The organism is Pseudomonas sp. RIT-PI-AD (genome assembly GCF_025642785.1).
GTDB lineage: Bacteria > Pseudomonadota > Gammaproteobacteria > Pseudomonadales > Pseudomonadaceae > Pseudomonas_T.
Window position 1 is genome coordinate 50,384 of the sequence record NZ_JANZKU010000010.1, and the last position, 19,990, is coordinate 70,373.

Annotated in this window: 15 protein-coding genes and 1 pseudogene; 9 read left to right on the forward strand and 7 right to left on the reverse strand. The window is 64.4% G+C overall.

All coding sequences use genetic code 11. The features are described from left to right. The first annotated feature begins 59 nt into the window (after positions 1-59). Entirely contained in the window at positions 60-2,420 is a 2,361-nt protein-coding gene (locus OGL92_RS10945; protein WP_263143738.1) for a TonB-dependent siderophore receptor, read from the forward strand. Positions 2,421-2,441: 21 nt separating this feature from the next. On the opposite strand, the gene mnmE is transcribed toward OGL92_RS10945, so the two are convergent. The 5 genes from mnmE to rpmH form a co-directional block, all read right to left on the reverse strand. Next, a complete protein-coding gene (gene mnmE, locus OGL92_RS10950; protein WP_263143635.1) occupies positions 2,442-3,809 on the reverse strand; it encodes a tRNA uridine-5-carboxymethylaminomethyl(34) synthesis GTPase MnmE in 1,368 nt (455 codons plus the stop codon). Between the two features lie 70 nt (positions 3,810-3,879). After that, the gene (gene yidC, locus OGL92_RS10955) at positions 3,880-5,631 is read right to left on the reverse strand and encodes a membrane protein insertase YidC (RefSeq protein ID WP_263143636.1); all 1,752 of its coding nucleotides are present in this window, start codon (positions 5,629-5,631) and stop codon (positions 3,880-3,882) included. Positions 5,632-5,633: 2 nt separating this feature from the next. Then, a complete protein-coding gene (gene yidD, locus OGL92_RS10960) occupies positions 5,634-5,879 on the reverse strand; it encodes a membrane protein insertion efficiency factor YidD (protein ID WP_263143637.1) in 246 nt (81 codons plus the stop codon). Beyond that, positions 5,872-6,276, reverse strand: a complete 405-nt coding sequence (gene rnpA / locus OGL92_RS10965) for a ribonuclease P protein component (protein ID WP_263143638.1) — start codon at positions 6,274-6,276, stop codon at positions 5,872-5,874. The genes yidD and rnpA overlap by 8 nt, the downstream gene beginning before the upstream one ends. 14 nt (positions 6,277-6,290) lie before the next feature. Then, a complete protein-coding gene (gene rpmH, locus OGL92_RS10970) occupies positions 6,291-6,425 on the reverse strand; it encodes a 50S ribosomal protein L34 (RefSeq protein ID WP_003458028.1) in 135 nt (44 codons plus the stop codon). A 532-nt stretch (positions 6,426-6,957) separates the two neighbouring features. On the opposite strand from rpmH, the gene dnaA reads away from it, so the two are divergent. From dnaA to maiA, 5 genes and pseudogenes are all read left to right on the forward strand, one after another. Beyond that, positions 6,958-8,418, forward strand: coding sequence for a chromosomal replication initiator protein DnaA (dnaA, locus tag OGL92_RS10975; RefSeq protein ID WP_263143639.1), 1,461 nt, complete (start codon positions 6,958-6,960; stop codon positions 8,416-8,418). Positions 8,419-8,453: 35 nt separating this feature from the next. Next, positions 8,454-9,557, forward strand: a complete 1,104-nt coding sequence (gene dnaN / locus OGL92_RS10980; protein ID WP_263143640.1) for a DNA polymerase III subunit beta — start codon at positions 8,454-8,456, stop codon at positions 9,555-9,557. 12 nt (positions 9,558-9,569) lie between these two features. Further along, positions 9,570-10,672 (forward strand): annotated as a pseudogene (recF, locus tag OGL92_RS10985) (DNA replication/repair protein RecF). Between the two features lie 3 nt (positions 10,673-10,675). Further along, entirely contained in the window at positions 10,676-13,093 is a 2,418-nt protein-coding gene (gene gyrB / locus OGL92_RS10990) for a DNA topoisomerase (ATP-hydrolyzing) subunit B (protein ID WP_263143641.1), read from the forward strand. Between the two features lie 218 nt (positions 13,094-13,311). Beyond that, complete coding sequence (maiA, locus tag OGL92_RS10995) at positions 13,312-13,944, forward strand: maleylacetoacetate isomerase (protein WP_263143642.1); 633 nt, start codon at positions 13,312-13,314, stop codon at positions 13,942-13,944. Positions 13,945-13,981: 37 nt separating this feature from the next. Here maiA and OGL92_RS11000 read toward each other — a convergent pair whose 3' ends face one another. After that, a complete protein-coding gene (locus tag OGL92_RS11000; RefSeq protein ID WP_263143643.1) occupies positions 13,982-14,776 on the reverse strand; it encodes an IclR family transcriptional regulator in 795 nt (264 codons plus the stop codon). Positions 14,777-14,882: 106 nt separating this feature from the next. Here OGL92_RS11000 and hmgA point away from each other — a divergent pair, with 106 nt between their 5' ends. The 3 genes from hmgA to OGL92_RS11015 all read left to right on the forward strand — a co-directional run bounded on the left by hmgA (position 14,883) and on the right by OGL92_RS11015 (position 18,463). Continuing rightward, positions 14,883-16,187, forward strand: coding sequence for a homogentisate 1,2-dioxygenase (gene hmgA / locus OGL92_RS11005; protein WP_263143644.1), 1,305 nt, complete (start codon positions 14,883-14,885; stop codon positions 16,185-16,187). Between the two features lies 1 nt (position 16,188). After that, the gene (gene fahA, locus OGL92_RS11010) at positions 16,189-17,496 is read left to right on the forward strand and encodes a fumarylacetoacetase (RefSeq protein ID WP_263143645.1); all 1,308 of its coding nucleotides are present in this window, start codon (positions 16,189-16,191) and stop codon (positions 17,494-17,496) included. 289 nt (positions 17,497-17,785) lie between these two features. Further along, a complete protein-coding gene (locus OGL92_RS11015; RefSeq protein WP_263143646.1) occupies positions 17,786-18,463 on the forward strand; it encodes a GntR family transcriptional regulator in 678 nt (225 codons plus the stop codon). Here OGL92_RS11015 and OGL92_RS11020 read toward each other — a convergent pair. Then, entirely contained in the window at positions 18,403-19,806 is a 1,404-nt protein-coding gene (locus OGL92_RS11020) for an aromatic acid/H+ symport family MFS transporter (protein ID WP_263143647.1), read from the reverse strand. The genes OGL92_RS11015 and OGL92_RS11020 overlap by 61 nt on opposite strands. Positions 19,807-19,990: the final 184 nt, after the last annotated feature.

Below are 19,990 nucleotides of genomic sequence, written 5' to 3' on the forward strand. Positions count from 1 at the left end.
TTCCCGCTCGCCAGCGACTCTCCCGGCACTGCTTCACCTGCGCCCTCCTTCTCCCCGCGATGACCGGCGCCCTGGTGGCGGGCGAGGCGCTCGCCGCCAGCGCCACCCAGGGTTACGCCATCGACGCCGGTCCGCTGGACGCGGCGCTGAGCCAGTTCGCCTCGGCGGCCCAGGTGGTGCTCTCGTTCGCCCCCGAGCAGACCCGTGGCCTGCGCACCGCCGGGCTGCGTGGCGATTACGCCGTGGAACAGGGATTCGCGCGGTTGCTGCAGGGATCCGGATTGCACGTGGTCGCCCAGGCGCCCGGCAGCTATATCCTGCAGGCCTCGGACCCGCGTTCGGTCGAGCTCGCGCCGACCGCCGTCACCGGCGCCTCGGTGGACGGCCCCAGCGCCGAGCCCCTGGTCGACGCCGGCTACAAGGCCGAGCGCAGCCGGGTCGGCACCAAGACCAGCACAGCGCTGGCGGAGACCCCGCGCTCGGTGTCGGTGGTGACCAGCCAACGCATCAAGGACCAGAAGTCACAGACCCTCACCGAAATCCTCGGCTACGTGCCGGGCATCTTCGCGCCGCCCTTCGCCGCCGGCGATGGCCTAGCCGGCGATCTCTTCTACATCCGTGGCTTCAATGCCACCGACTACGGCTATGGCCTGCTCCGCGACGGCTTGCGGGTACAGGGCAACCGCTATGACACCACCTCCGAGCCCTATGGCCTGGAGCGCGTGGAAGTCTTCCGCGGCCCCTCCTCGATCCTCTACGGGGAAAACGCGCCGGGCGGCCTGGTGAATCTGGTGAGCAAGCGCCCGACCGCCCTGCCTCAGGGCGAGGTCCAGCTCAGCTATGGCACCCATGACCGCCGCCAAGTGGGGGTGGACGTTGCCGGACCCTTGACCGACGACGGCTCGATCCTCGGCCGCGTGGTGATGCTGGGGCGCAAGGCCGATACCCAGACCGATCACGTACCGGACGATCGGCTGTACCTGGCCCCGTCGCTGACGTTGAACCTGGGCGAGGTCGACAGCCTGACCCTGCTGGCCAGCTACCAGAAGGACCACACCCACATGGAGCTCGGCTTGCCCGCGGCCGGTACCTTGCTGCACAACCCCCACGGCCGGCTGGACGAGGACACCCTGCTCGGCCACCCGGACTGGAACACCTTCGAGCGCGAGACCTGGAGCGGCGGCTACGAATTCAGCCACAGCTTCAACGACGACTGGCAGTTCCGGCAGAACTCGCGATATATGCAATCGCGCATCCAGCGCCATGAAACCTGGCCCGGCAGCCTGGACGAAGCGGGATACGGCACCCTGGTGAACATGACCGCCTACGACCGCTACAACAAGTCGATGGTCTACTCGCTGGATAACCAGCTCGAAGGCAAATTCGTCGCCGGGGGGCTGGAAAACACCCTGTTGCTCGGTGCCAGCTACGACCGTACTTCTTTCGGGCAGGACTGGGACGCGGGCTTCGCGGGGCGGATCGACGTGTTCAATCCCCACTACGCGCAGCGCCCCACCACCCCGATCGCGGTGCAGAACACCCTGCTGGAACAACGGATGGAAGGGCTCTACGCGCAGCTCCACAGCACCTACGACAAGTGGGTCTTCCTCCTCGGCGGCCGCCAGGACTGGGTGGAGAACGACTTCCGCAACAAGCTCGCCGCTGCCAGCGACATCCACTCGCGGGATCGCAAGTTCACCTACCAGGGCGGGATCATGTACCGCTTCGACAACGGCCTCACGCCCTACATGAGCTACTCGACGGCCTTCGTCCCGGTGCAGCAGATCACCAACGCCGGCACGCCCCTCGACCCGATCACCAGCGAACAGTACGAAGTGGGCCTGAAGTACGAGCCGCCGGGCTGGGACACCGCGTTCACCGCTTCGGTCTACGACCTGCGCAAGAAGGACGACACCTATTACGACACCGCCAGCGCCAGCTACCGCCAGGTCGGCGCGAGCCGTGCCAAAGGGCTGGAGCTGGAACTCAACAGCGACCTCACCCGCAACCTGAACCTCACCGCGACCTACAGCTACACGGATGCCCGGGTCACCCAGGACGCCGCCGACTCGCTGATCGAAGGCCATCAGATGACCGGCGTGCCACGCAACCAGGCCTCGTTCTGGGCCAAGTACCGCTTCCTCGAAGGACCGCTCAACGGCTTCTACGCCGCCGGCGGCGTGCGCCACTTCGACAGCGCTTTCTCCTACACCCCGGCGACACTGTACGGGAAGCTCGACGCGGGCGACGTCACCCTGGTGGATGCGGCGGTCGGCTACCGCTTCGACCGCAACTGGTCGGTCGACCTCAACGCGAAGAACCTCTTCGACAAGGAATACGTGTCCGGCTGCAACGACGCCGGCCGCTGCTACTGGGGCGAGAGCCGGACCCTGCTGGGGACGGTTTCCTACGACTGGTGAGCCGGGCGCAACCCGGCGCCGTCACTTGCCGATGCAGAAGCTGGAGAAGATGCGTCCCAGCAAATCATCGGAACTGAAGGCGCCGGTGATTTCCCCCAGGGCCCGCTGTGCCTGGAGCAGGTCGTCGGCGAGCAATTCGCCGGCGCCGGCCTGGGTCAGTTGGCGATGGCCGTGATCGAGGTGGGCGGCGGCCTGGCGCAGGGCCTCCAGGTGCCGGCGCCGGGCGCTGAAGCCGCTTTCGGCGGTCTGCTCGTAGCCCATGCAAGCCTTGAGGTGTTCGCGTAGCAATTCGAGGCCGTCACCGGCCTTGGCCGAGAGGCTGATGACCACCTGGCCGTCGGCATCGGTGGCGAGGCCGATGGGTTCGCCGGAAAGGTCCGCCTTGTTGCGGATCAGGGTCACCTTGGCCGGTTCCGGACGCTGCTCGAGGAATTCCGGCCAGAGCGCGAGAGGATCGCCGGCCTCCGCGGCCGTCGCATCCACCACCAGCAGGATGCGATCCGCCGTGGCGATGGCGTCCAGCGCGCGGGCCACGCCGATGCGTTCCACCTGATCCTCGGCCTGGCGCAGGCCGGCGGTGTCCACCACGTGCAGGGGCATGCCATCCAGGTGGATGTGCTCGCGCAGCACGTCGCGGGTGGTGCCGGCGACATCGGTGACGATGGCGGTGTCGCGCCCCGACAGGGCGTTGAGCAGGCTGGACTTGCCCGCATTCGGCCGTCCGGCGATGACCACCGTCATGCCGTCGCGCAACAGCGCGCCCTGTCCGGCTTCGCGGAGCACGCCGGCCAGTTGCTGGCGGATCGCCTCGAGGCGGCCGAGCACGTGGCCATCGGCGAGGAAGTCGATTTCCTCTTCGGGGAAATCGATGGCGGCTTCCACGTAGATGCGCAGTTCGATCAGCCGCTCGGTCAGGGCGTGCACGCGCCGGGAGAACTCTCCCTGCAACGAACGCAGGGCGTTGCGCGCGGCCTGGGCCGAGCTGGCTTCGATGAGGTCGGCGATGGCCTCGGCCTGGGCCAGGTCGAGCTTGTCGTTGAGGAAGGCGCGCTCGCTGAACTCGCCGGGACGCGCCTGCCGCGCGCCCAGTTCCAGGCACCGGCGCAGCAACAGGTCGAGCACCACCGGGCCGCCGTGGCCCTGCAATTCCAGGACGTCTTCGCCGGTGAAGGAATGCGGGCCGGGGAAGAACAGCAGCAACCCCTCGTCGAGGACCTCGCCGTGCGTGCCCTGGAACGGGCCGTACTGGGCATGTCGCGGGCGCGGCTCGCGGCCGCCGATCTCGCCGGCCATGCGCCGCGCGAGCGGGCCCGAGACCCGGACGATGCCGACGCCGCCGCGGCCCTGGGCGGTGGCGACCGCGGCGATGGTGTCGCGGGATTGGCTCATGGGGTGGCTCCAGACAGCAAGACGCCCCACGAGGGGGCGCCTTGGTTCAACGGGTGGGGCTATCTGCCTGTCAGGCCGTGGCCTTCTGGGTGGACGCCTCGATCTTGCGGGTAATGTACCACTGCTGGGCGATGGACAAGCAGTTGTTGACCACCCAGTAGAGCACCAGGCCGGCGGGGAACCAGAGGAAGAAGAAGGTGAAGATGATCGGCATCAGCTTGAGCACCTTGGCCTGCATCGGGTCCGGCGGCGTCGGGTTGAGGCGCTGCTGGAAGAACATGGTGGCGCCCATGATGATCGGCAGGATGAAGAACGGATCCTTGATCGACAGGTCGGTGATCCAGAACATCCAGGGTGCCTGGCGCATTTCCACGCTTTCCAGCAACACCCAGTAGAGCGACAGGAACACCGGCATCTGCACCACGATCGGCAGGCAGCCGCCCAGCGGGTTGATGCGCTCCTTCTTGTACAGCTCCATCATCGCCTGGGACATCTTCTGGCGGTCGTCGCCATGCTGTTCCTTCAGTGCTTGCAGCTTGGGCGATACCGCACGCATGCGCGCCATGGACTTGTAGCTGGCGGCGGACAACGGGAAGAACGCCAGTTTGATCAGCACGGTGAGCGCGATGATCGACCAGCCCCAGTTGCCGAGCAGGCTGTGGATATGTTCCAGCAGCCAGAAGATCGGTTGGGCGATGAACCAGAGGATGCCGTAGTCGACGGTCAGTTCGAGGCCCGGGGAAAGCTGCTTCAGGTGGGCCTGGATCTTCGGACCGGCGTACAGGGTCGCCGCGGTTTCCGCCTTGCCGCCGGCGGAGACGTTGAGGGCCGGGCCGGTGAGGCCGACGATGTAGTTGCCCTGGCTATCTTTGCGCGTCTGAATCGCGTTGGTGTCGTCCTTGGACGGGATCCAGGCGGTGACGAAGTAGTGCTGCAGCCAGGCGACCCAGCCGCCCTGCACGCTTTCCTTGAACGGCTGCTTGTCGATGTCTTTCATCGACACTTTCTTGTAGGGCTCGCCGGCGGTCCAGACGGCCGCGCCCAAGTAGGTGGCGGTACCGGTGGCGGTGCTGGAGGACGGATCGGCGCTGGCATCGCGCTTGAGCTGGGCGAACAGGTTGCCGCTCCAGGCCTGGCCGCTCTGGTTGTCGATCAGGTAGCGCATCTCGATCTGGTAGGCGGACGGGTCCACGCAACCGGGCTTCTTCTGCTCCTGCTCCTTGGCCGAGCACTGCGCGTTGAGGCCGCGCTTGAAGCTGAAACGCTTGATGTAATTGACCCCGGCTTCGCTGAAGGTCAGGTCCACCACCAGGCTGTCCTGGCCGTCGGCCAGCTTGTACAGGCGCTGGGCGCTGGCGTACAGCGGGCGGCCGTTGGCGCGCGCGTCCGGGCCGTTGGCGCCGGTCAGGCCGCTTTGTGCCAGGTAGGTGCGTTCGCCGCCGTTGTCGAACAGCTGGAACGGCACGTCCGGGCGGTCCTGGCGACGCGGGTATTGCGGCAGGCTCAGTTGGACGATGTCGCCGCCCTGCGGATCGATGGCTAGGTTGAGCACGTCGGTCTCGACGCGGATCAGGTCCTGGCTGACCGCGGCGGTCGCGGCGGCGGTCGCCGGCTCGCTGCGATCGGCGCTGGCCGAGGGTACGTCATCGCCACTCGCCGTGCGTGCCGGTGCATCCGGTAGCGAAGGCGCGGCGCCGGAGGCCGGGGTGGTAGCGGCGGCGCTCGGCAGGGTGGCTTGGCCGTAGTCCTGGTTCCATTGGAGAACCATCAAATAGGACACGACTGCCAGAGCGACGATCAGGATCGAGCGTTGGATATCCATGATTACTCGGCCATCGATGAGGAATGTGAGGAGGAAGCGGGTGGAACCGGATCATAACCGCCCGGATTCCACGGATGACAGCGACCGAGCCGGCGCAAGCCGAGCCAGCCGCCGCGCAGCAAGCCATGGCGTTCAATGGCTTCTTGCGCATAGCAGGAACAACTGGGATGGAAACGACAGTGGTTGCCCATCAGCGGACTGATGGCATAGCGGTAGAACTGGATCGGAATGAGGGCCAGTTTACGCATGAGGCTTGTCGGTCACCCCTGGGTCGGGTTGCGCTTCGGGGCCGGGTCGATTGCGCGCCAAGCGTTTCCACAACTTGCCGAACTGATGGGCCAGTTCGGGGTTCTCCAGTTCGCCGAGTCCTTTGCGCGCGACCACGACGATGTCCCAGCCGACCAGGTTGTCCTGGTTGCAGCGGAAGGAATCGCGGATCAGGCGTTTCAAGCGATTGCGCTCGACGGAGAGCTTGACGCTCTTCTTGCCGATCACCAGACCCAGTCGGGGATGATCGAGGCCATTGTCGCGCGCGAGGAGCAGGACGTGCTTACCGGGAACCTTGCCGGTGGGTGAATCGAAGACCGCCTTGAATTGCCGGGGAATCAGCAGTCGCTTCTCCCGGCCGAAGCCTCGATTCACCACCTGTCCCGGGTCAATCAGACGGTCAGGCGCTTGCGGCCCTTGGCGCGGCGACGCGACAGGACTTGACGGCCGTTCTTGGTAGCCATGCGGGCACGGAAACCGTGGGTGCGGGCGCGCTTGAGGGTGCTCGGTTGGAAAGTGCGTTTCATGATGCGTTACCTGGTGATCACGTGAGGCAAGAGAGGGGCCCGAAGTGGTCCCCGTTTAAAGAGACCGGCGATTCTAGAGAAATGGAAGGGTCAGGTCAATTTCCAGCCAACCGATCACGCCAGGTATTAAGAAATAAATGAAGAAGAAGTTAAAAGATCTTGAATGCTGTTGTAATGCTTAGGCAGGGCTGCTTCTGTGGATAACCTCGTTTGGCCCACTGAGTATGTACTCTCCGTGCGCTCGAAACCCTGTCGATAGGCGGTTGGAAGCGTGTGCGACAGCCGCTCATAAGCTGGGTATAAACCGTGGGCTTATGCACAGGCAGGTTATCCCGGCGATTATCCCCGGGGTTATCCAGCAGGCTGGAACGGGTTTATCCACAGCTTTCCGGTGTGCGAGATTCCGATCATCGGCATTTTTATTAAGATATTGATTTAGCAGCGAATTGCGCATCATGCGTGTGGATAACTCGGGCTGGCGCGGCTACAATGGCCACCTTGCTTTCGCTGAACACCTATACGAGGGAAATCCGTGTCCGTGGCCCTTTGGCAGCAGTGCGTCGAGCTTCTCCGCGACGAACTGCCCGCCCAGCAATTCAACACCTGGATCCGCCCCCTGCAGGTCGAGGCCAATGGCGAAGAACTGCGTGTCTACGCGCCCAATCGGTTCGTGTTGGACTGGGTCAACGAAAAATACATGGGCCGCCTCATGGAGCTGTTCGCCGAGCGCGGCGAAGGCTCCGCGCCAGCGCTGTCGCTCCTCATAGGCAGCCGGCGCTCCACCTCGCCGGCGCGGGTCCAGGCGGTGGCGACTCCACAACCGGCGCCGCAGCCCGTCGAGCCCAGCGCCTTCCACAACGAGCCGGCGCGCACCCTGGCGACCGAGGTCAACGGGCATTTCGTCTCGCCCGCCTCCAGCGCCACACCGGCGCGCACCGAACGCTCGGTGCAGGTCGAAGGTGCGTTGAAGCACACCAGTTACCTGAACCGTACCTTTACCTTCGACAATTTCGTCGAGGGCAAATCGAACCAGCTCGCCCGCGCCGCCGCCTGGCAAGTGGCCGACAATCCGAAGCACGGCTACAACCCGCTCTTCCTGTATGGCGGGGTCGGTCTCGGCAAGACCCACCTGATGCACGCGGTGGGTAATCATCTGTTGAAGAAGAATCCGAACGCCAAGGTGGTCTACCTGCATTCGGAGCGTTTCGTCGCGGACATGGTCAAGGCGCTGCAGTTGAACGCGATCAACGAGTTCAAGCGGTTCTACCGCTCGGTGGACGCTCTGCTGATCGACGACATCCAATTCTTCGCGCGCAAGGAACGCTCCCAGGAAGAATTCTTCCATACCTTCAACGCCCTTCTCGAAGGCGGCCAGCAGGTGATCCTCACCAGCGACCGCTACCCGAAGGAAATCGAAGGCCTGGAGGAACGCCTGAAGTCGCGCTTCGGCTGGGGGCTGACCGTCGCGGTGGAACCTCCCGAGCTGGAAACCCGCGTGGCCATCCTGATGAAGAAGGCCGAGCAGGCGAAGGTCGACCTGCAGCACGACGCCGCCTTCTTCATCGCCCAGCGCATCCGTTCCAACGTGCGCGAGCTGGAAGGTGCGCTCAAGCGAGTGATCGCCCACGCGCATTTCATGGGCCGGGACATCACCATCGAATTGATCCGCGAGTCGTTGAAGGACCTGCTGGCCTTGCAGGACAAGCTGGTCAGCATCGACAACATCCAGCGCACGGTGGTGGAGTATTACAAGATCAAGGTTTCCGACATGCTGTCGAAACGTCGATCGCGTTCGGTGGCGCGCCCTCGCCAAGTGGCCATGGCCCTGTCGAAGGAGCTGACCAACCATAGCCTGCCGGAGATTGGCGACGCGTTCGGTGGGCGAGATCACACGACTGTTTTGCACGCCTGTCGTAAGATTGCGGAATTGAGGGAATCCGACGCGGATATCCGCGAGGACTACAAGAATCTGCTGCGTACACTGACCACCTGAAATCGGCGCAGCCTCACGAGGCAAGGGACTAGACCATGCATTTCACCATTCAACGCGAAGCCTTGTTGAAACCCCTGCAACTGGTGGCGGGCGTCGTGGAACGCCGTCAGACCTTGCCGGTGTTGTCCAACGTGCTGCTGGTGGTCCAGGGCCAGCAGCTTTCCCTGACCGGGACCGATCTGGAAGTGGAGCTGGTAGGCCGCGTGACGCTGGAGGAAACCGCGGAGCCGGGCGAGATCACGGTTCCGGCGCGCAAGCTGATGGACATTTGCAAGAGCCTGCCCAGCGATACCCTGATCGATATTCGCCTCGACGAGCAGAAGTTATTGATCAAGGCCGGGCGCAGTCGCTTCAGCCTGTCCACCCTGCCCGCCAACGATTTTCCCACCGTGGAGGAAGGCCCGGGTTCGCTGACCTTCACCCTGCCCCAGGCCAAAGTCCGCCGGCTCATCGAACGAACCAGCTTTGCCATGGCGCAACAGGACGTCCGTTATTACCTGAACGGCATGCTGCTGGAAGTCAGCTCCAATGTCCTGCGCGCGGTGGCCACCGACGGGCATCGCCTGGCGATGTGCTCCATGACCGCCGGCATCGAGCAGGCCGACAAGCATCAGGTCATCGTGCCGCGCAAGGGCATCCTCGAACTGGCCCGCCTGCTCACCGAACAGGACGGCGAGGTCAGCATCGTTCTCGGCCAGCACCACATTCGCGCCACCACCGGTGAATTCACCTTCACCTCCAAACTGGTGGACGGCAAGTTTCCCGACTACGAGCGCGTGCTGCCCAAAGGCGGCGACAAGCTCATTCTCGGTGATCGGCAGATGCTCCGCGAAGCCTTCAGCCGCACGGCGATCCTGTCCAACGAGAAGTACCGCGGCATCCGCTTGTTGTTGACCTCGGGTCTGCTGAAGATCCAGGCGAACAACCCGGAGCAGGAAGAAGCCGAGGAGGAAGTCGCGGTGGATTACACCGGCGGCAACCTAGAGATCGGCTTCAACGTCAGCTATCTGCTGGATGTGCTCGGCGTCATGGGTACCGAGCAGGTTCGCCTGTTGCTATCCGATTCCAACAGCAGCGCGCTGTTGCAGGAATCGGATAACGACGAATCCGCTTACGTCGTCATGCCGATGCGCCTGTAACGTGATCGCTGAATGTCACTGAGCCGTGTCACGGTCACCGCGGTACGCAATCTGCACGCGGTGACCCTTTCCCCTTCCCCCCGCATCAACATCCTCTATGGCGATAACGGCAGCGGCAAGACCAGCGTGCTGGAAGCCATCCACCTGCTCGGGCTCGCCCGCTCCTTTCGCAGCGTTCGCCTGCAACCGGTGATCGCCCACGAACAGCCTTCCTGCACGGTGTTCGGCCAGGTCGAATTGGCGGCAGGCGGGCATAGCAACCTGGGTGTGTTCCGGGATCGGCAAGGCGAATTCCAAATCCGCATCGATGGGCAGAACGTGCGCAGCGCCGCCGAGTTGGCCGAAAGCCTGCCGCTGCAACTGATCAACCCCGATAGTTTCCGTTTGCTGGAAGGGGCGCCGAAGGTTCGGCGTCAGTTTCTGGATTGGGGTGTGTTCCACGTGGAACCACGCTTCCTGTCAGCCTGGCAGCGCTTGCAGAAGGCGCTGCGGCAACGGAACTCGTGGCTGCGGCATGGTACACTCGATAAGGCTTCGCATGCTGCCTGGGACCGCGAATTGTGCCACGCAGGCGACGAAATCGACGCCTATCGGCGCGATTACATCCAGGCATTGAAGCCCGTCTTCGAACGTATCCTGAGCGAATTGTTGGAGCTCGATGGGCTCACCCTTAGTTATTACCGGGGATGGGACAAGGAGCGGCCGCTGAGCGAAGTGCTGGCCAGTACCTGGCAGCGGGACCAGCAGATAGGTCATACCCAGGCCGGTCCCCAGCGTGCGGATCTGCGACTGAGATTGGAAGGCCATAACGCCGCGGAAATTCTTTCCCGGGGCCAACAGAAGTTGGTCGTTTGTGCATTACGGATCGCCCAGGGCCATCTGGTCAATCTGGCGAAACGCGGACAATGCATCTATCTGGTCGACGACTTGCCTTCGGAGCTGGATGAACAACACCGAAGGGCGTTATGCCGTTTGTTGGAAGATTTGAACTGCCAGGTGTTCATCACCTGCGTGGACCACGAATTGTTGAAGGATGGCTGGCGCACGGATACGCCGGTAGCCGTGTTCCACGTGGAACACGGCCGTATCACCCAGACCACGACCATCGGGAGTGAAACATGAGCGAAAACCACACGTACGATTCATCCAGCATCAAAGTCCTCAAGGGCCTGGATGCCGTACGCAAGCGCCCCGGCATGTATATCGGGGACACCGACGATGGGACGGGTCTGCACCATATGGTGTTCGAGGTGGTGGATAACTCCATCGATGAGGCACTGGCCGGCCATTGTGACGACATCTGCATCACCATCCATGTCGATGAATCCATTACCGTCCGCGATAACGGTCGTGGCATTCCAGTGGACATCCACAAGGAAGAAGGCGTTTCCGCCGCCGAGGTGATCCTCACCGTGCTGCACGCTGGCGGCAAGTTCGACGACAACTCTTACAAGGTTTCCGGCGGTCTCCACGGCGTCGGCGTGTCGGTGGTGAACGCCCTTTCCGCGGAACTGCTGCTCACCGTCCGCCGCGAAGGCAAGGTCTGGGAACAGACCTACCACCATGGCGTACCGCAGTTCCCGCTGCGCCCGGTCGGCGAAACCGAGGGTTCTGGTACCGAAATCCACTTCAAGCCTTCCGCCGAGACCTTCCAGAACATCCATTTCAGTTGGGACATCCTGGCCAAGCGGCTGCGGGAACTGTCCTTCCTCAATTCCGGGGTCGGCATCCTGCTGAAGGACGAGCGCTCCGGCAAGGAAGAGCTGTTCAAGTACGAAGGTGGCCTCCGGGCGTTCGTCGAGTACCTGAACACCAACAAGGTGGCGGTCAACGAGATCTTCCACTTCAACGTCCAGCGCGACGATGGCGTGGGCGTGGAAGTGGCGTTGCAGTGGAACGACAGCTTCAACGAGAACCTGCTGTGCTTCACCAACAACATTCCCCAGCGCGACGGCGGCACCCATCTGGCGGGCTTCCGTTCGGCGCTGACCCGCAACCTGAACACCTACATCGAGCAGGAAGGGCTGGCGAAGAAATTCAAGATCGCCACCACCGGCGATGATGCCCGCGAAGGCCTGACCGCGATCATTTCGGTGAAGGTGCCGGATCCGAAATTCAGCTCCCAGACCAAGGACAAGCTGGTCTCCTCCGAGGTCAAGACCGCGGTCGAACAGGAAATGGGCAAGCACTTCGCCGACTTCCTGCTGGAGAATCCCAGCGAGGCGCGTGCGGTGGTCGGTAAGATGATCGACGCCGCCCGCGCCCGGGAAGCGGCGCGCAAGGCCCGGGAAATGACCCGCCGCAAAGGCGCGCTGGACATCGCCGGACTCCCGGGGAAGCTGGCGGACTGCCAGGAGAAGGACCCGGCGCTGTCGGAACTCTACTTGGTGGAGGGTGATTCCGCCGGTGGTTCGGCCAAGCAGGGCCGTAACCGCAAGACCCAGGCGATCCTGCCGCTCAAGGGCAAGATCCTCAACGTGGAAAAAGCCCGTTTCGACAAGATGATTTCCTCCCAGGAGGTCGGCACCCTGATCACCGCGCTCGGCTGCGGGATCGGCCGGGACGAGTACAACATCGAGAAACTGCGCTACCACAACATCATCATCATGACCGACGCCGACGTCGACGGCTCGCACATCCGCACCCTGTTGCTGACCTTCTTCTTCCGTCAGCTGCCCGAGTTGATCGAGCGCGGCTACATCTATATCGCGCAGCCGCCGCTGTACAAGGTCAAGAGAGGCAAGCAGGAGCAGTACATCAAGGACGACGAGGCCATGGACGAATACATGACCCAGTCGGCCCTCGAGGATGCCAGCCTGCACGTCAACGAGAACGCGCCCGGCGTCTCCGGCGAAGCCTTGGAGAAGCTGGTCAACGACTTCCGTGGCGTGATGCGGACCCTCAAGCGCCTGTCGCGCCTGTATCCGCTGGATCTGACCGAGCACATGGTCTACCTGCCGCGGGTCAGCGTCGAACAACTGGGTGACGAGACCGCCATGCAGGCCTGGCTGGGCGGTTTCCAGGAACGCTTGAAGGGCGCCGAGAAGTCCGGCCTGACCTACAAGGCCAGCCTGCGCGAAGATCGCGAACGGCACCTGTGGCTGCCGGAAGTGGAACTGGTCGCCCACGGCCTCTCCAACTATGTGACCTTCAACCGCGACTTCTTCGCCAGCAACGACTATCGCACCGTCACTGCATTGGGTGACCAGTTGAACAACCTGCTGGAAGAAGGCGCCTACGTCCAGCGCGGCGAGCGCAAGAAGCCGGTGTCCACCTTCAAGGAAGCTCTCGCCTGGCTGATGACCGAAACCACGCGCCGCCACACGATCCAGCGCTACAAGGGTCTCGGGGAAATGAACCCGGATCAGCTGTGGGAAACCACCATGGACCCGAACGCCCGGCGCATGCTTAAGGTGACCATCGAAGACGCCATCGGCGCCGACCAGATCTTCAACACCCTGATGGGCGATCACGTCGAACCGCGTCGCGACTTCATCGAAAGCAACGCCTTGGCGGTGTCCAACCTGGATGTCTAGGGCCTCGTCGACGGGCACCCTCGGTCCAAAGCGAGCGAATTGATGCCCATTTGATGAGTTCGAACCCCGGCCTGGTGCCGGGGTTTTTTGTGGGCTTTCAAGCGCTATCCCATGCAGCGCGCTGCCCTTGGGCTCGACAGAGTCGCCCGTTCGCCTTGACACAGCCCCTTCAGCCAGGAGAATTACGTATAGCGTAATATTCTTACGAGGGATGGACCGTGGATCTCTATACCTATTACCGCTCGACCTCTTCCTACCGGGTGCGCATCGCACTCGGCTTGAAAGGCTTGGACTACCAAGCCCTGCCGGTGAACCTGATCGCCAATGGCGGTGAACACCGCCAGGCGGCGTATCGCGCCCTCAATCCCCAGGGACGCGTGCCGGCGCTGCGCACCGACGGTGGCGAACTGCTGATCCAGTCCCCGGCGATCATCGAATACTTGGAAGAGGCTTTCCCCAACCCTTCCCTGCTTCCCGGCGATCTCGTCGCCCGCGCCCGCCACCGGCAGGTGGCCGCCCTGATCGGGTGCGACATCCATCCCCTGCACAACGTGTCCGTGCTGAATCGGTTGCGCCACTTGAAGGTCGCCGAAGAAGAGGTGTCCGCCTGGATCGCCCACTGGGTGAGCGAGGGCTTCAGCGCCGTGGAAGCCTTGATCGGCGACGAGGGATATTGCTTCGGCACCGTCGGCCTGGCGGATGTCTACCTGCTGCCGCAACTCTATGCGGCCCGGCGTTTCTCGGTGGACCTGGCGGGCTTCCCGAACATCCTCCGCGTGGAACGCCTGGCCCTGGAACATCCGGCGTTCCTCGCTGCCCATCCAGATGCGCAGCCGGATACGCCCGCCTGATTGCCGGGATTGCCACTCGGCGACGGTTTTCGACGATCTAGCGATTCGCCGGGAAACGCCCGCCCATGCGCTCGCTCATCTCGCGGGCGGTGGTGAGCAGCACCTGGGCGGCTTCCCCATCGGGATCGGCCTCGAAGCCGGACGCCCCTCCAACCACGGTGATGACGCCCGCCAGGCGATCGCCCGTGGTGAGCACCGGCGCCGACAGGGCGTTCACGCCCGGCATCAGCATGCCCCGGGCCTGTTGCAGACCGCTGCGGCGGATCCGGTCGCTGATCCGCTCCAGGTCGAGGAGCGCTTGCTTATCGGATGCGCCGGCCTCTTCCCGGCGCAAGGCTTCGGTCTCGCTGTCGGGCAGGAAGGCGTTGAACACCAGGCCGGTCGAGGAATTCAACAGGGGCAGGACCGAGCCGACCTGGGTCACCAGGGTGACGGCGCGAATGGCCTGCTCGACGAGCACTACGGCCGGCCCCTTGTTGCCCCATACGGCCAGGAAGCAGGTTTCGTTGAGACGGTCGCGCAATTCGCAGAGCCGCGGCGCCACCAGCTTGACCACGTCCAGCCGGCCCAGGGCCGCCAGGCCGACCATCAGCGCCTCGCGTCCCAGGGTGTAGTGGTTGGTTGCCGGGTCCTGCTCGGCGAATCCGCTGGCGATCAGCGCCTGCAGGTAGCGATGCACCTTGCTCGCCGGCATGCCCACGTGTTCGGCGAGGCCGCTGAGAGTGGTGGCCGGGACCCGTTCGGCCAGCCCCTTGAGAATATCGGTACCGACCTCCGCGGCCTGTACCGTCTGGCGCCGGCTGCTGCTGTCTTTGTCGCGTTCGTTCGCCATGCGGGGCTCTGCTGCGGGTGCGGGAAGGCTGCTTTATAGCTTGACGCTTCTCTTTACTCAAATTACGTTATGCGTAATCGATTTACGATTAAAAAGGGAGATAACAATGAATCCAACCCCTCCTGTCGACGAGCTACGTTACCTGTCCGGTTTCGGTAACGAGTTCAGCAGCGAAGCCTTGCCAGGTGCCTTGCCGGTTGGCCAGAACTCGCCGCAGAAGGCGCCCTATGGGCTGTATGCCGAGTTGTTTTCCGGCACCGCCTTCACCGTGCCGCGCAGCGAAGCCCGGCGCACCTGGCTGTATCGCATCAAGCCCTCGGCGGAACACCCTTCTTACCAGCGTCTGGCGCGGCAGATACCGGGCCAGGCCTTGGGGCCGATCAACCCCAACCGGCTGCGCTGGGACGCCTTCGCCCTGCCCAGCGAACCCACCGACCTGCTCGAGGGGCTGCTGACCATTACCGCGACCGCCAGCCCCGACCAGGTCAGTGGCGTCAGCGTCCATGTATACCGGGCCAACCGCTCCATGGAGCGGGCCTTCTTCAATGCCGACGGGGAGTGGCTGCTGGTGCCCCAGCAGGGACGTTTGCGGGTGGTGACCGAACTGGGCCCGCTCGAAGTGGCCCCCGAGGAAATCCTGGTATTGCCCCGCGGCCTCAAATTCCGCGTCGAACTGTTGGATGCCAGCGCCCGCGGCTATATCTGCGAGAACCACGGCTGCGCGCTGCGCCTGCCGGACCTGGGGCCGATCGGCAGCAATGGCCTGGCCAATCCGCGTGACTTCCTGGCGCCCGTCGCCCGCTACGAGGAGGCCGACCGGCCGACCCAACTGGTGCAGAAATTCCTCGGCGAGCTGTGGTCCACCGAACTGGACCACTCGCCTTTCGACGTGGTGGCCTGGCACGGCAACAACGTGCCCTACAAGTACGACCTGCGCCGATTCAACACCATCGGCACCGTCAGCTACGACCATCCGGACCCGTCCATCTTCACCGTGCTGACCGCCCCCGGCGCGGTGCACGGGCAGGCCAACGTCGACTTCGTGATCTTCCCGCCGCGCTGGATGGTGGCGGAGAACACCTTCCGCCCGCCGTGGTTCCACCGCAACCTGATGAACGAGTTCATGGGGCTCATCAGCGGCGCCTACGATGCCAAGGCCGATGGCTTCAGCCCCGGCGGCGCCTCGCTGCACAATTGCATGAGCGCACACGGCCCCGATAATGCGACGACGGTGAAGGCCATCGAAGCGGACTTGGCGCCGCACAAGATCGACCAGACCATGGCCTTCATGTTCGAGACCGGCGCCGTCCTGCGCGCCACCCAGTTCGCGCTCGAATGCGAGCACCTGCAACGGGATTACGATGCCTGCTGGTCCGGCATGCGCAAGTCGTTCCATTCGGAGAAACCTTGATATGACCGCCTCCCCTTCCCTACGTAGCTGGATAGCGTCTGCCAATGGGCACGCCGACTTCCCGCTGCAGAACCTGCCGCTGGGCGTGTTCAGCCGCGCAGGCGACACGCCTCGCGGCGGCGTCGCGATCGGCGATGCCATCCTCGACCTGCGCGAGGCCCGCGAAGCCGGCCTGCTGCAAGGCGATGCCGCGCACGCGGCCGAGGCCGCCAGCGGCACCGACCTCAACCCGTTCTTCTCTCTGGGCGCCGCGCCGCGCCGCGCGCTGCGGGCGGCGCTGCTCGAGCTGCTGGCGGAAGGCAGCGCCCGGCAGAACGAGGCGCAGGCCCTCGGCGAGCGGCTGCTGGTGCCCATGGCGTCCTGCGAGCTACATCTGCCCGCGCGGATCGGCGACTACACCGATTTCTACGTCGGCATCCACCACGCCAACAACGTCGGCAAGCTGTTCCGCCCGGACAACCCGCTGCTGCCCAACTACAAGTACGTGCCGATCGGTTATCACGGCCGTGCCTCGACGATCTGTGTCTCCGGCACCCCGGTGCGCCGCCCCAATGGGCAGACGTTGCCGCCCGGCCAGGAGGTCCCCAGCTTCGGGCCGAGCAAGCGCCTGGATTACGAACTGGAACTCGGCGTGTGGATCGGCCAGGGCAACGCCCTGGGCGAGCCCATCGCCATCGACCACGCGGAAGACCACGTGGCCGGCTATTGCCTGCTCAATGACTGGTCCGCCCGCGACGTGCAGGCCTGGGAATACCAGCCCCTGGGGCCGTTCCTGGCGAAGAACTTCGCCAGCACGGTTTCGCCCTGGGTGGTCACCGCCGAGGCGCTGGAGCCGTTCCGCCAGGCCCAGGCTCCGCGCCCCGCGGGCGATCCGCAGCCGCTGGATTACCTGCTGGGTGAACATGACCAGGCGGCCGGCGCCTTCGATATCGAGCTGGAGGTATTGATCCTCACCGACGCCATGCGCGAGCAGGGCCTGCCGCCCCACCGGCTGGCGCTGAGCAATGCCCGACACATGTACTGGACGGTCGCCCAGATGGTGACGCACCACACCGTCGGCGGCTGCATGCTGCAAGCGGGCGACCTGCTCGGCACCGGGACCCTGTCCGGACCGGAGCCCGATCAGTTCGGCAGCCTGCTGGAGACTACCTTCGGCGGTAAGCAGCCGATCACGCTGCCCGGCGGCGAGCAACGCACCTTCCTGCAGGATGGCGACGAAGTGATCCTGCGCGCCCGTTGCCGCCGCGAAGGCTACCCTTCGATCGGCTTCGGCGAGTGCCGCGGCAGGCTGCTCCCCGCGCCACGCTGAGCACCTGCGAGCGAAGGAAGGCCCGGTCGCCGATGGCGGTCGGGCCTTCTCGTTTCCGGCGTACCTGCCGGCGCACCTGCGCCCGCGCCGTCTTGCCGGTAGACTAGGGCCCGCACGAAGAGTCGGCGAGCGAAGGTCAGGCCAAACAAGCGAAAAAGCGGGCCTGCGCTTAACGCGCGTTCTCAGCCTGTTTCAACGCGCATCCCCCGAGCGCGAACGCTTTTCGTACAAAGCCCAGGCGTCTTCCGGCGCCGCTAGGCTGACCCCCTCAGGTCGAAGCGGATAAACCATGCAGACGCTGTCCCAGAAGATCACCGAACAACTTCGCGAAGAAATCCTCAGCGGCGTGCGCAAGCCCGGCCAGCACCTGGAGGAAATCCCGCTGGCGGCCGCCCTCGGGGTGTCCAGAACGCCTTTGCGCGGCGCCTTGAACGCCTTGGCCGGCCAGGGGTTGCTGGTCTACCTGCCCAAGCGCGGCTACCTGATCCGCCGCTTCGACATTAAGGACATCATCGCCGCCTACGAGGTACGGGCCAGCCTGGAAGGCCTGGCGTGCCGGCTGACCGCCGAGAACGGCCTGCCTGCGGAGAAGCTCGCCCGGTTGCAACAAGCGCTGGGCGAAGGGGACAGGATTCTCGCCAAGGGCGAGTTGATGGCCGAGGACTTCGAGCCCTATCAGCGGATGAACGTGGTGCTGCACGAGATCCTGATCGAAGGCAGCGGCAACCCCTGGATCCGAGATTTCGTGCAGCGCTCCCAAGAGATTCCCTACGTCTCCTCGCGCATCATCCTATGGCACGACTACGCCACCATCGCGCGCTCCCACGACGACCATCACCGCATCGTCGATGCGGTGATGCGGCGCGAGGGCTGGCGTGCCGAGAACCTGATGCGCGAGCACATCCATTACGCGGGGTTGTTCTTGCAGCGCAACTTCGAGCGCATCTCGCCGATCGATTCCGACTGATCCCGCGGCGGCTCGCCCGGTTCCGAGGGTTTGCGCACCTGGACGATCAGCAGCATGGCGGTCACCGCCGGCACCACGAAGACGAAGAAAATCTTGTCCACCGGCGTTTCCGTGGCCAGCAGCATGCTGCCGACCAGCGGCGCGAGGATCGAGCCGAAGCGGCCGATGCCCATCGCCCAGCCGATGCCGGTGGCCCGCGCGTAGGTCGGGTAGAAGCTGCTGGTGAAGGAGTTGAGCATCAGCTGCCCGCCGATGATGCAGAAGCCCGCGGTCAGCACGAAAAACACCAGCCAACCCATGTGGCCCTGGTTGAGCCCGATCAGCACGGTGGCCAGCGCCGCGCCGAACAGCATCAGGCCGAGGATGCGGGTCTTGTTCTGCAGGCGGTCCGCCAGGTAGGACATGATCACCGCGCCGATCACTCCGGACAGCAGGAACAACGAGGTGCTGGCGTTGGCGGCGTTGAGGGTCATGCCGCTCTGCTTGAGCAGCACCGGCAGCCAGCTCAGGTAGAAGTAGGTCAGGATCAGGCTGGAGAAGAAGGTGCCCCAGATCAGCAGGGTCGGCCGTGCCCAGCCATGCCGGAACAGGTTGAGTACCGGCATCTTGCTGCTGGTCTGGCCGGTCGTGGCGCGGCTGGCGTCGAGCGCGGCCGCCGGCACGGTCCAGTCCGGCATGAAGCGCCGGGTGATCTTCATCAAGCGCGCATAGGGCGGCGCGTCCGAGAACAGGTGGGACAGCGACTCGGGCAGGTAGCGCACCAGGAACGGCAGCAGCACCAGGGGCACGACGCCGCCGGCCAGGAAGATCGACTGCCAGCCGAACCGATCCATCGCCAACGCGGCGACGAAGCCGCCCAGCATCCCGCCGATCGAATAGCCCGCCGCGGCCATGGTCACCATCACGGTGCGCAGGCGCGGGGGCGCGTACTCGGCCATCAGCGCCATGGTGCTGGGCATCGCCGCGCCCATGCCGAGGCCGCAGATGAAGCGCATCGCCATCAGCGAAGGGATGTTCCAGGCGAACACCATCATCACCGTCAGGCAGGCGTACAGCGACACGCACAACAGCAAAACCCGGCGGATGCCGAAGCGATCTCCCAGCGGCGTCACCAGCAGCGCGCCGATGGTGAGGCCGAGCAGGTTGGCGCTGAACACCGGGCCGAAGGCGGCCGGCGGCAGGCCCCATTCCTGGGACAGCACCGGCACGATGTAGCTGATCACCTGGGCGTCATAGCCGTCGGTCACCAGCAGGAAAACCAGCATGAGCAGCATCAGCCATTGCGGGCGCGATACCGGCCTGGCGTCCAGTGCTGCATGAAAATGGGCGATTTGGGATTCCATGGGAAAGTCCTGAATTGTTTTTGTGATGGACAGGGCACGGCTACGCGGAGGCGGGCCGCCCGGTGGATGCGCAAGGGTCGAGGGTGGAACGCCTGTGGAGGCAGTCGGGCACAGCGGGAAAAACGGCACGCGGAGGGGACATGATCGAAGGCCTTTTTATTTTTATATTTCAATTACGCAAAGC

Excerpts from the sequence above, each read along its gene's own strand:
- OGL92_RS10945 (WP_263143738.1), top strand. The coding sequence starts at position 60 with ATGACCGGCGCCCTGGTGGCGGGCGAGGCGCTCGCCGCCAGCGCCACC.
- mnmE (WP_263143635.1), bottom strand. The coding sequence starts at position 3,809 with ATGAGCCAATCCCGCGACACCATCGCCGCGGTCGCCACCGCCCAGGGC.
- yidC (WP_263143636.1), bottom strand. The coding sequence starts at position 5,631 with ATGGATATCCAACGCTCGATCCTGATCGTCGCTCTGGCAGTCGTGTCC.
- yidD (WP_263143637.1), bottom strand. The coding sequence starts at position 5,879 with ATGCGTAAACTGGCCCTCATTCCGATCCAGTTCTACCGCTATGCCATC.
- rpmH (WP_003458028.1), bottom strand. The coding sequence starts at position 6,425 with ATGAAACGCACTTTCCAACCGAGCACCCTCAAGCGCGCCCGCACCCAC.
- dnaN (WP_263143640.1), top strand. The coding sequence starts at position 8,454 with ATGCATTTCACCATTCAACGCGAAGCCTTGTTGAAACCCCTGCAACTG.
- gyrB (WP_263143641.1), top strand. The coding sequence starts at position 10,676 with ATGAGCGAAAACCACACGTACGATTCATCCAGCATCAAAGTCCTCAAG.
- OGL92_RS11000 (WP_263143643.1), bottom strand. The coding sequence starts at position 14,776 with ATGGCGAACGAACGCGACAAAGACAGCAGCAGCCGGCGCCAGACGGTA.
- hmgA (WP_263143644.1), top strand. The coding sequence starts at position 14,883 with ATGAATCCAACCCCTCCTGTCGACGAGCTACGTTACCTGTCCGGTTTC.
- fahA (WP_263143645.1), top strand. The coding sequence starts at position 16,189 with ATGACCGCCTCCCCTTCCCTACGTAGCTGGATAGCGTCTGCCAATGGG.
- OGL92_RS11015 (WP_263143646.1), top strand. The coding sequence starts at position 17,786 with ATGCAGACGCTGTCCCAGAAGATCACCGAACAACTTCGCGAAGAAATC.
- OGL92_RS11020 (WP_263143647.1), bottom strand. The coding sequence starts at position 19,806 with ATGGAATCCCAAATCGCCCATTTTCATGCAGCACTGGACGCCAGGCCG.